Annotated in this window: 11 protein-coding genes; 4 read left to right on the top strand and 7 right to left on the bottom strand. The window is 33.6% G+C overall.

Going from position 1 to position 11689, the window contains the following annotated elements; translation table 11 throughout:
* Positions 1-378: 378 nt before the first annotated feature.
* Entirely contained in the window at positions 379-936 is a 558-nt protein-coding gene (locus LAV82_RS31000; RefSeq protein ID WP_211080166.1) for an NADPH-dependent FMN reductase, read from the top strand.
* Between the two features lie 277 nt (positions 937-1213).
* Here the strand turns inward: LAV82_RS31000 and LAV82_RS30995 are convergent, their stop codons facing one another.
* From LAV82_RS30995 to LAV82_RS30965, 7 genes are all read right to left on the bottom strand, one after another.
* Positions 1214-1636 (bottom strand): hypothetical protein, encoded by a 423-nt coding sequence (locus LAV82_RS30995; protein WP_098548947.1) that lies wholly within the window; start codon positions 1634-1636, stop codon positions 1214-1216.
* Entirely contained in the window at positions 1626-3137 is a 1512-nt protein-coding gene (locus LAV82_RS30990; RefSeq protein ID WP_499717633.1) for an FTR1 family iron permease, read from the bottom strand. The genes LAV82_RS30995 and LAV82_RS30990 overlap by 11 nt, the downstream gene beginning before the upstream one ends.
* A 314-nt stretch (positions 3138-3451) precedes the next feature.
* Positions 3452-3961, bottom strand: coding sequence for a DoxX family protein (locus LAV82_RS30985; RefSeq protein ID WP_211080168.1), 510 nt, complete (start codon positions 3959-3961; stop codon positions 3452-3454).
* 665 nt (positions 3962-4626) lie between these two features.
* Positions 4627-5493, bottom strand: coding sequence for a cation diffusion facilitator family transporter (locus tag LAV82_RS30980; protein WP_499717632.1), 867 nt, complete (start codon positions 5491-5493; stop codon positions 4627-4629).
* Positions 5494-5717: 224 nt separating this feature from the next.
* Positions 5718-6206: a hypothetical protein gene (locus LAV82_RS30975; RefSeq protein ID WP_499717631.1), complete on the bottom strand. Its 489-nt coding sequence runs from the start codon at positions 6204-6206 to the stop codon at positions 5718-5720.
* Between the two features lie 22 nt (positions 6207-6228).
* The gene (locus tag LAV82_RS30970) at positions 6229-6597 is read right to left on the bottom strand and encodes a hypothetical protein (protein ID WP_499717630.1); all 369 of its coding nucleotides are present in this window, start codon (positions 6595-6597) and stop codon (positions 6229-6231) included.
* A 299-nt stretch (positions 6598-6896) separates the two neighbouring features.
* On the bottom strand, positions 6897-7691 hold the full coding sequence (locus LAV82_RS30965; protein ID WP_057242768.1) for a DUF2935 domain-containing protein: 795 nt from the start codon (positions 7689-7691) through the stop codon (positions 6897-6899).
* A 1921-nt stretch (positions 7692-9612) separates the two neighbouring features.
* On the opposite strand from LAV82_RS30965, the gene LAV82_RS30960 reads away from it, so the two are divergent.
* The 3 genes from LAV82_RS30960 to LAV82_RS30950 all read left to right on the top strand — a co-directional run bounded on the left by LAV82_RS30960 (position 9613) and on the right by LAV82_RS30950 (position 11114).
* Positions 9613-9918 (top strand): hypothetical protein, encoded by a 306-nt coding sequence (locus LAV82_RS30960; RefSeq protein WP_499717629.1) that lies wholly within the window; start codon positions 9613-9615, stop codon positions 9916-9918.
* Positions 9919-10034: 116 nt separating this feature from the next.
* Positions 10035-10364: a hypothetical protein gene (locus LAV82_RS30955; protein WP_499717628.1), complete on the top strand. Its 330-nt coding sequence runs from the start codon at positions 10035-10037 to the stop codon at positions 10362-10364.
* 84 nt (positions 10365-10448) lie between these two features.
* On the top strand, positions 10449-11114 hold the full coding sequence (locus tag LAV82_RS30950; protein ID WP_499717627.1) for a DUF2711 family protein: 666 nt from the start codon (positions 10449-10451) through the stop codon (positions 11112-11114).
* Positions 11115-11689: the final 575 nt, after the last annotated feature.

Genomic DNA, 11689 nt, shown 5'->3' with positions numbered 1-11689 from the left:
CTCCTACTTTATAATCAAACGCACTCAAATATAATTTCTCTAGTCGCTTTTCGTATAATTATGTATTACGATATGCTGCTGTAATTATTAATTATTCTGATGCATCAATTTAACACTACGCATTGTAGTGTTAAATTGATGCATCAGTCAATAAATATTGAAAAAATGATATAAAAGAACTAAGAATAAGATTCTTCGAGATTATCTAAGCAACATAAAAAGAGTGGTTATATTCGATAAGCCTTCTCTAGAAATATACATAAATATATTTTTTATAACTATTAAGAAGGTAAATCTTTCTCTTCCGAAGAATTAGTAGCTGTTTACTGATCTTTATGAAAGAAATTATGTGGTATATCAGATGAGGAGGGAAAAATAGTGACAAGTGAAAAATTAAATATCGGAATTATTTTAGGAAGCACACGAGAAGGACGGGTAAGTCCACAAGTAGGAGAATGGGTAAAAGGGATTGCTGATAAACGTGAAGATGCAAATTATGAAATTGTAGATATTGCTGATTTTCAACTTCCTTTTTTAGGAACAACTGATGGAACAGAAAAAGGAATTGTAGATTGGAACGAAAAACTTGCCAACCTAGATGGATTCATATTCATCGCCCAAGAATACAATCACAGTATTACTGGGGCATTAAAAAATGCACTTGATCATGCTCGTGAAGCTTGGAATAACAAAGCAGCAGGCATTGTTAGCTATGGTTCAACTGGTGGAGCTCGTGCAGCTGAGCATTTGCGTGGAATCATGGGTGAATTAATGATTGCCGATGTTCGTGTGCATCCTACATTGTCACTATTTACAGACTTTGAAAACTTTACTACGTTTAAACCAGCTGAATTACATCTGAAGAATGTTAATGAGATGCTCGACCAAGTAGTAGCTTGGGGCGGTGCATTAAAGACTTTGAGAAAATACTCATAATTTGCATGTGAGTAGTAATGGGAATATCAGACACTAAAGAATAGGCCATATTGAGAGGTGGACTCTCTCCACTTCCTAACATAACAACGTGATAATGTTATTTTCCAATCTCCTTCTGATAATAAATTTAAAAAATCTACATAGCTGTGATATACAATATAGGGCTTACAGAGTAACCTGCTCTAATGACTTGCTATATAGATTAAATTTTTATGAAGACAAAAAAAGAGCGCTCTATTCTATGTTAACCATAGATAAAGTGCTCTTTTTCATTGTTTTATTTTAAATTTTGTACTTCTGTTAATACACTGTCTAAATCTGTTGCTGCTTTGTCTAACGTTTTTGTATCGAGGGGTTCAACCTTTGCTCCTGCTTCAATTGTATGAAGTGGCGTTTCTACCTTTTCATATAGATCGGGACTTTTATCTTTTACTGAGTCCTCAAACACTTCCCATTTTTCCTCTAATTTCTCTCCACTATCTTTTACTTTCGTAGCGTCTTTTGCTGTAAGTTGTGTTTTCATATCAGCAAGTACTTGTTTCATGTCTTTTGCACCATCAGCAATCGAAACTGTTTTTGAATTTGATGATTCCTCTGTTGTTTTTGAAGCTTCTTTCTTTGTTTCTTCTTTTGCTCCGCAAGCTGCTAAAGTTAATGACGTTGCTAGGATGATTGGTACAATAAGTTTTTTAGAGCGCATGTTTTGATTCCCCCTGATTTGTCTGTTGTAAATTTGCTTTTTTATCCTTTTTTTTATTCCATACCATTGCGACAACTGCAACTATAAGTAGAATGATTTGTGGAATTACACTCTCCCATGTTGAATAAATCGCAAAGAAATCTATAGTAGGGATTGGAGCTTGTGTAGCTGGTAATAATCCAGCAAGTTGTAGCCCGTGAATGCCCATACCTGCAAATTTGAAGCATAAGTAAAACATTAGAATACTAGATACTAGGAAAAATGGGCGCATTGGTATCTTCAATCCAACTTTTAAAATTAAGTAAGAGAGAACGACTAATAGTACTAATCCAATCGCTATCCCTGTTAAAAGTGTAGGTAGTTTAATGGATGAAGCCATTCCGATAAAGAATAACACAGTTTCTGTTCCTTCCCGGAAAACAGCAAGGAAAGAAAGAATAGCTAATGACCAAAGACTTCCTTTATCAATAGCTTTTGTACTTTGAGTTTGAATATATCGTTGCCATTCTGCGGTACTTGATTTACTGTGAAGCCAGTAACTCATGTACAGAAGCATCAGTGCAGCAAAGACTCCCGTCCACCCAGCGATTAAGAAGTTATTACTCCCAAATGCTCCGGCAGAGAACAATATGTTTACAATAACACCTAAGATAATACTTGCTCCCAGGCCTGATCCAACACCGATCCAAATCCATCTACTCTTATCTGCATGACCAGCTTTTTTCACAAAACCTAAAAGTGCTACTACAACAAGTAAACCTTCTAAACCTTCACGTAAAAGGATCGTTGTAGCATCTAACATGTTATAACTAGTTTTAGATGCAAGTGGAGAAAGATAATCCCGCATTCCTTCAATTGTTTTTTTAGCTCCCTTTATGTCAGGGTTCTTAGAAGAAAGCATTGCATAAGACGTTACCATGTCTCTCTCAGCGTTTGTATAGATTTTAGAAGACTGTGTTAATACTACGCTTTCTATATCCAGCCAAGAGGTGCGGAACTGCTCAATATCTGCTTTTGCACCATTCACATCGCTATGATCTAATTTAGAAAGTGACTGATTTAATAACACAATCAAATCGGCTACATTACCCTGTTTTGTTCCCTCGTCTTCAGTTTTTGCTACAGTATGAGGGAATTTTCCTGCAATAAACTTTTCATTGGTTTGTTTTAATGTTTTGAGAGAATTTTCTAAATTCTCTTTTTTGATAGGTTGCTGAGCCAAAGCAAATTGTATCTCTCCCATCCCGTCTTCTATTTCACGGTAGGCATCCTGAGACTGTTCTTTTATACCACTTTCAATCGACATCCATGTAGATGAAAATGTTTCGTATTGTTTTTTGGCTCCTTGCATATCGCCACTTTGTACAGATTGAATCGCTTCAATAATGTTTTTGTTTGCATCTTGTAAGTCATCTTCTGCACTTGCGGCAAAACTACGAAACGGGAATGCTATTATTGCAATTGCAAAAATAATTATGTATAGGCTAATCCTACGTTGCATTATTTTCCCTCTCCCCTAAAGAAATAAATTAATTATTAATTGCACAACTCGAAAATGAAAATCATTATCATTTATAATTTCTATAAGATTATAAATTCTTTTTAACTGTAACGTCAATAACAATTTATTACATTTCATATAGTGGTGGAAAAGAAAATATATAAATTTTATTACAAGGATTATGAACTCAGAAAAATACCTATCATGTTCCTTACTTAAATGCAGCATAGAGTATCTCATACGCCTATAAATCTAAGATCAATGACAAAGAAAGACCACCTATACCAGTGATCTCTTGAACTATTCTAACAAAACTAAGCTACATCTTTAATATCTCTTGTTTTATTAATAAATAGTTTTTCCTTAAGAGATGATAGTACGAGACCATCCACTCCATATCTACCTGCATTTAAAGCAGAAATAAGAATAAATATAGACAATAGAACAAGTTGTACATTGGTACTCGTTGAACCACTAAACAAATAAGAGAAATTCATAACAAGACCAAAGAATACGGCTGTTTTAGTAAAGCAACCAATCAATAAACCTATTCCGACTAGTAATTCTCCCCAAGGTACTAATGTATTAAATAGTTCTACATGAGGAATGGCTAAGTTTTCTAGAAAGACAATCCACCATCCCTGAACTGCAGGGTGCTCTCCAGCTGCTTGTGCTAATGCTCCTTTCAAGAAACCAGAAGCATCAAACTGTCCGCCTGCTATTTTCCCCCATCCAGCCATTAACCATGTATATCCAAGATATACACGTAACACAGCCAAAAGTATAGAGACCTTCTTGTTTTGTCTTAAAACTTCAATAAACATGTTGTTTCCTCCAATAATTAAAAATATAAGTACTAAAATATAATAGCATAATTGAAAATGAGTATCATTATCAATTTGTAAAAGGTATGTAAAAATTCCAACAGCTTCTTAAAAAGAAAAAGGACTGCCAAGTTAGGCAGTCCTTTTTTTGATTTTCATTTGACTTCTTATTGGTTAGTTTCTTAAATTACTAGAAAATCCATTATGTTAACTATAGTTGTACGCGATATACAATTTAAAAATAGAAAAACTCCCTATTTCCGTAAGGAGTTTTTCCGGTGTGTACATTATTCCGTTTTATTTGATACTTTAAAGCATCTTAGGTAGTTTGCTCAAAATATAGACTTTTATTTATTAAGTGTTATAAAAGAACTCTCAGAAAGATGGTGAGCTAGTATAAAGAGTGCCCGGGATCTATTATATTAATTGAATCTGTATATTACACAGATAAGAAAAAGGACTATAAGAATTTTAAACATGCATTGAGAATAAAAATTAGACCTAAGAGTACAATGAAAATAGTCAATTCGATTGCTTCCTCATTATCTTTTTTCTTATATTTTAAGTTTTTATCTTTAAATTGTATATCTTTCTTATATCCCAATTCCATATGATTAATTCCTTTCCCTTACATGTTCGTTTTAATTCCGATGCTTGCTTATTTCTTAGCTTGGTTCCATATGTACATTAGCATCCACTACATTGTGTTTTTGTGCTAATGTATTCTCCACTTTAGTTGTTATGTCATGAGCAGCGCCTACTCCCAAGGTGGAATTTACGAGAATAGAAACATCTACTACAGGACTACTTCCATAATTCCTTGCTTTTATGTCTTTTACACCTTTTACGCCTGGAGTATTCAAAATGGTTTCCTTGTACTCTTCCAACTGTTGTTCGTCGAATCCATCTGTTAAATGATGAGAAGCTTCTCTAAAAATATCCCAAGCTGTTTTACAGATAAGAAATCCTACAATAACGGCCGTAACGGAGTCTAACCAAGGAAGGTGAAACTGTGCTCCTATAATTCCAATAGCTGTTCCGATACTTACCCACGCATCTGATAAATTATCTTTAGCTGCTGCCATAACAGATTGACTATTAATCTTTGTAGCTAAGTTGCGATTATAGCGATAAACAAAATACATGACAATTGCACAGAAAATGCCTGTCCAAGCCGCAATCAAGTCGGGAGCCTCTGTTTTTTGCTCAAGTATAGAAGTAACAGCTTCATAAAGAACCTGAAGTCCCACAATGGCCATAATAAACGAAGCTACCAATGATGAAACAGTTTCAGCCTTCCAATGACCATAGGGGTGGTCTTTATCAGCTGGCTTTTGTGAAATTCGAAGACCAATAAGCACGGCAATTGAGGCAATGATATCTGTTGTGTTATTCAATCCATCAGCTTTTAGGGCTTCTGAATTGGTTGTATAGCCAATAAATAATTTTAAAGCAGATAAGCATATGTAAACACAAATACTTAAGATAGCTCCTCTTTCACCCATCTTTAAATCTTTATATCTTTGTTCCATATTTTTTCCTCCACATTTACTTCTTTCTTATCCTAACAAAGCAAGTTCATGTGGGTCTATAGCAACCTTTTTGAAGGATTCTATAAAAGTAACCCCATATAAAGAAATTTTCGTGAAGCAAAAAAACTAAAAATTCACGATATTGATTTTAATGATTGAAATTTTGTCTAAACATACATTCAAAAGATCGCCTATACTGGCGATCTTTTGAATGTATCTAAAAACTAAGTCATATCCTTATTTCGTGAGTGACTCCCCTTTTCGTAGAAAGCATGAGCTTTTATCTCCATCTCATGTAACATCGCATCGTTTTCTTTCAATACCTCTCGAATACGATGGATCAGTTCCAGAGCGTTCGGTCCAGTAATTTGCTTAGCTACTCGTTCAAGAAGAATCTTTGTATCTACGGAAAACTTACGATCAAACCCGTGACACATGGTCATATTCTTTCTTAGAGCTTCACTGTATTCATCATTAAACGCCCTCCGTATACATCCTCTTGTACCAGCGTAGCCATATGAAACTTCTGAAACAGCCCTATAAAAAAGGATCATTCCATCTGCGTGACTGGATTCAGGGTGTAACCTTAGTTCACTTACTAATGAAACCAAACGTTTTACAACCGATTTGGCTGATTCCGTTGTATTCCACCAGTCCAATAAGTATCGCTGTTGATCTACACTCATATTTAAAAGCTCTGCGTTAGGAAACATTTTTCTATCCTCCTCCTCTCCTCTAAAGACGTGGTATCGCTTGAATTTCCTCTATCTTTGCTCGTATAGTCTCCCACTCAGGACCCAGCAAAGCTCGACCGAGCCTAATTGCCTCTTTAATTGCTTCAAAGATTTGACGATGCAGATACCGGCTTTGTTCAATTAAGTAAAAGGCATCAGGGTTGGCCCTTTTTACAGTAAGTTCAAAATTAGGTCTTAATTGCTTTTCACTAATACGCAGTGTGTCTAGATCAAACACCAGCATTTCCTTTGCAAGGTCAATAGATTCTCCTTGACGGATACGACTAATCGTACCTTGTACTGCATCAAACCCGTAGCCGATATCGGCAACAGAGGCATGATACGTATTTAGTCCTGGGGCAACTCGCATGGAAGGAACTCTTCGGAAGCCTGTTGTAATTGAGCAGGCGACCTCTTTGGCAGCCATTCCTTTTTCTAAGGCAGCGTCGATCGCATCAAGATAATCATCTTGTTGATTAGGGTCTATTCCTATAAAAGTAGATGTCACTTGCAGGTCCTCCTCTTCATTTCCCGTCTATTCAAAAGCAATGCTATGGTCATAAGACACTTCGAGAGATAACAACAAAAGGCTTCATTAAAATCCGAAGCCCTTTGAATGTAAATCATTAAGATTCATAAAGAAAAAAGTTTAAATTTAACATAAATGTATTATTTATGTGCTTGAAGACTCTTTTCAAACATATCGATAATATGAAGGAACCTTTCTGCCTCTCGAAAAACATGATCAGCCAGAAGAGGATGGATAATGCTTTTAATTCTACATTCCTCAATTAAATCTCTGGCTGTTTTTTTAAAGTCCCGAAGGGAAGCTACAGAAACACGATTCTGATCAAGAAATTGATCTAAAAGAGGAACCGTTTGAGATTGTGGTTTCATAGACTCTAAATCTCTTGCTTGAAAAACTAATTGATCAAAATCATGACTGAAGTTTCTGGCCATATCGACAAGTTTTCGTTCGGATGGATCAAGAAGATGACCTATAAACTGGGCATGATCAGCCATAATTCTTAAAAAGAAGACATTTTCCTTTATAATGGCATCAGCAAGTGGCTTCAATTTCCCTTCGTTTAATTCAATTAATCGTTTTCTAAAATAATTGGCTTCTCTACTAATATGATCAACCAAAAGAGGAAAGTTATTGGAACCCGGTAGTTTACAGGTCAGAATTAGGCCTAAAACTTTTCTCTTAAAAGCAAATATACCTGTGGCTGCTTGTTGGACTTCTGAATTGAATCTTTTCATTTGCTCCGGATCTGTTTGATTAGTGAATGAATGAGACCGTTGTTCAATTTCTTCAAATAAATGATAAAATTGATTCGCCTCGTCAATTAATTGTGTATCCTCACACCTGAAACCTAATCGAAGAAATAAAGAATGTTCCTTCATAATCCTTGACCAAAAACGAATTTCATCTAAGGATCGTGCAACAAATGCATTAGTCATTATTACTCCCCCTACAATTGTAGAATAGTTTCATTCTAAGTTATTCTGCTTTATGTCTGGACATGCTTAAGCTCACATCTTTTCAGACTTGAGCTTTTTTAACGTATTCTTCTCTCTAATATATTATTTAGATGAAGGGAACTGCTGTCTAAAAAGAAAGTATATTAATTAGCCCTCTTTGATTTTCAAACCTACATATTAGTAAAAGATCAACAAATATAGAACGAGTATTGCAGCGTTATTTTTGCTGAAAGTAGGCCAGATTTTAGGATCTTCATACTATAAAATTGGTTTTCCTATATTTTTGAGCGATGGAATAATAGATTTTTATTTCAGCCTTTTTATTACAAAAAGAACAGGTATGCTTAGAGTAGTGAATCTTCTTTACATGGGGAATTTCAAGGCGTACAAGTCCATCCTTCACATGTTGATTACATACCATCAGCATATACTTCACATTTTTCACCTCTTTTTCAGCTAGGATTTTGTATAAGCATATGAGACAAGTAATCCTATTTATGAATAGATAAATACAAAGGCCAATAATTTGGAATTCTCTACTATAATCTTATAGAAAGAGCTACCTCGGGTATTAGAAAGAGACAGTCCATATGGGAAACTTAATATGTAATTTTTCTAAAAAGACTATTTTTATAGGAACTAGCATATGTATAAAAGGAGCGCTTTTTATACATTCTCGTTTCTTTCAACTACCCAAAGAACGTAGTCATATCAACGATGTATAAAAAGCTGCATATTCAAGCAAAAGAATCCTTAGCTGAACCCTACTTCCGCAAGGGTTCTTTTGCTTGTTTGCTTCCTTGAAGAGACATTATGTTAACTAACTTTGTATAGAGTATACAGGCTGAAAACAGAAAAAAACTACCTTCAACCAAGGTAGTTTTCTCTACACACATTTGTTGTTAGGACGATGTTTTGTAACATCATGAGTAGTTTGCTCAAGATGTTATTTATTATTCATTTTTATAATTATTAAATAAAAAAAACAGACTTGTTAGGAAGTCTGCAACTGCAACAAGAAATAAAGCTATTTACATACAACAGGTATTGTATATGATCCAACGAACTTTAGCAGTCTGCCCTATTGAGGGGATTCTATACTTTATTGACCATATTTAGACTAGATTTGTATACCGTATAAAAAAAGACTACCTCTTCCCAGTCAAAAGAGGCAACTTTTTTTATACGGTAATCGTAATGTTGTGTTGACGCTTTGTCGCACCTTGAGTAGCTTGTTCAATTTAGTAAGAACTTATGTATAGAAAAGAGAAAAACCTACTGAACATGGACAGTAGGTTTTTCTTTTAGACTATTCATAGTACACACTAAAGAATTGAGAATGAACATCTCTCCAACTTTTCAATAGTGTGCTCAATTAGGATATAAATCATTCACATAAATGTTTCACCAGCTATGAAACATTTATGTATAGAAAATGATACATTTTGTATTATTTTTGATACGAGATGTATCAAAAGCAGGCTTAAGCCTGCTTTTGTAGCCTTTAAGGCTATTCTATAATTAAGAAGTAAGTATGAGTTTTTGTAAGGATTCTTGATGCAAATTCTGAAACTTTTAACTCTGTATTAGTGTTGTTTCTAACCCTTGATTTTTTTGAAAAAATAACCCTCATAGGGGTTAAAACTAACTTGTATATGAGTTATTCTTCTCTTTCAAAAAAACCTTATAAACCCTTACATATCAACGTTTATATCAATATATGAAATTCTTTTTTCTTCTTTTATTTTTTAAGGTATTCCAAAAAAAATCCATTATGTTAAGAGAAATATTTAGTTAATAGTTTTCCTTTATTACATTGAAAAAAATAAAAAATAGTGTAAAATTACACTATTGGTATAAATTTATAATTTATTGGGATCTAGTTTTGGAGGTGTAATATATGTTGAAAGCTAATGTATTTATATGTATTTTTCTATTTTCGGCTACTGCATTAGCAATATTTGGTCAAGATATTTCTTATTTTATGGATAAAAACATAATAAAGTTAAATCCAATCTACTACCTGACTGCTATAACATGCATAAGCATTTTTTTATATCTAATTACAATTGTATTGACTTACATACTCAACAAAAAAAACAAACTTAAAAAGAGTACCTTAGATGTGTATTGGCTTGTTATTTTAGGCCTTAGTTTGTTTGTTTCTCTATGGTCATTATTTATTTTAGCTATGTGGTGGGGGTAATTTTATTAATACCGATAACTTCCATTATGTTAACTAGGTTTGAATACAGTATACATTCGAAAAATGGAATGTGTTACCATTAGGAGTAATCTTTTATTGTGTAGGAGGATTTAAAATTGAAAAGAAATTTTTTGTTTTTAGGATTTATATCTATTCTTTTATTAGTATTGTCTAGTTGCGGTAGTAAAGAAGAAAGCGTGCGTTTTGAAGGTGAAGGAGAACAGTGGAAAGTCTTATACCTTTTAAATAAAGGAGAGAATACCGAAAACGGGCAAGGCAGTATCATCTATAAAGGAAAAGATAAAGAGAAATTAGGAAAAGTTTCTTACGTTGTTGAAGGGGAAATAAGCAAATTATCAGGTACGGATAATAAGACAGAAGGAAAAATTAATTTAAATGGAAGTTGCAGTGGATGTGCGACTCAAAGCAGCAAAGTTCCTTCCTAGAACGGTGATTATGTTGACTAGAAATTACTGTTCTCTGCATATAAAATGTACGTAACTAAGTATATTCAAAGGAGATGTCTCGTTTTGTTGGATTATATACGGCTTGATGGAGATTTACCTATTTTGTCCCAATTACCTAATGACTTTAATTCTGCTGCTATTCTATTCCACCCTTTTATTCAAATGCCCTCTGGTTGGGAGAAATCAAAAAGGAAAAATCCTTATCAGCATATATATCCTAGTGATGAGGAAATGCTTAAACTTGGAAAACCAATATTATGGAAAGAAGTAATGGCCAAAAGTAATTTAAGATCCTACAAGGAACTATCCATAGCGTTGCAATACCTTACTGGTGTGCCTAGTGATGAATATAAAAAATTAGCTTCCTATGTTAAGTCTAATCCTGATTTTTATTACCCCGAAGAAGACCGTACATCGTTGTTTATACTAAATAGTTTAGTAAAGATCCTCTGTTCAAAAGGGGCAAATACTTTATATTTTTCTGAACCTATTCACGACACAAACGGTTCATTTAAAGTCAATGATATGTCATCTTTAGAAATAGCTAACTTATCTCCTAACGAGTCAATTATCACAGATGAAAATATGGATTTTGCATTTATGGGGATCTATGATTCGTTTATAACATTGCTTTTAGCAAATGATATAAATATTGAGGATACAATTAAATCCCTAAACCTTGAAGCTTTCATATGTGATAAAGAAACATATTTTAATTCAGTTATTTAAAAGGTACCGATAAAATGTTTTATGTTAACTATAAATGTATACTTTTACGGTCAAGATATTTAAATCTATTATAAGATGTTAAAATTATCGTTAACAAAAAAGAAAGCTACCCCATCGTTGCATGACGGATAGCTTTTAGGGAATTTATAAGCTTCAATTCATAAAAAAGTCTGAATAATTGTACGACAAATCTATAAATAAGGCAATATAGGACAACCTTAAGTATGCGTATAAAAGGCTGCATACTTCATAATAGAGACCCCTGAAAATCCCTTGAGACGCACAAAAGATTTTTCTCTGCTTGGTTCCTTTAAAGTACATAATGTAAACTTAGATAAACGAGGCTAAAACATTTATATTTACATATTCAATAAAAATTGTGTGAAATATATATCATTTTCTGCTTAAAAGTTGTACCATTCAGTATTCTTAGAAGGGGTTATATATATTATGAAAAATCCAAAAGTAAGTTTACAAGTAGATTCAAATGAATTTATCTGGGATAAAAATGAAGGTTTGTTTACCTTCGATGGGGCTTCTGCCTTATTATTTTGGGACTCCGCGATTGAACTCTT

Origin of the sequence: Bacillus sp. ILBB4, from assembly GCF_035064545.1 — a bacterium.
In the GTDB taxonomy this organism is placed as follows: domain Bacteria; phylum Bacillota; class Bacilli; order Bacillales; family Bacillaceae_H; genus Priestia.
Note: the sequence above shows the minus strand (reverse complement) of the source record. Positions and strands in the feature narration are given on the sequence as shown.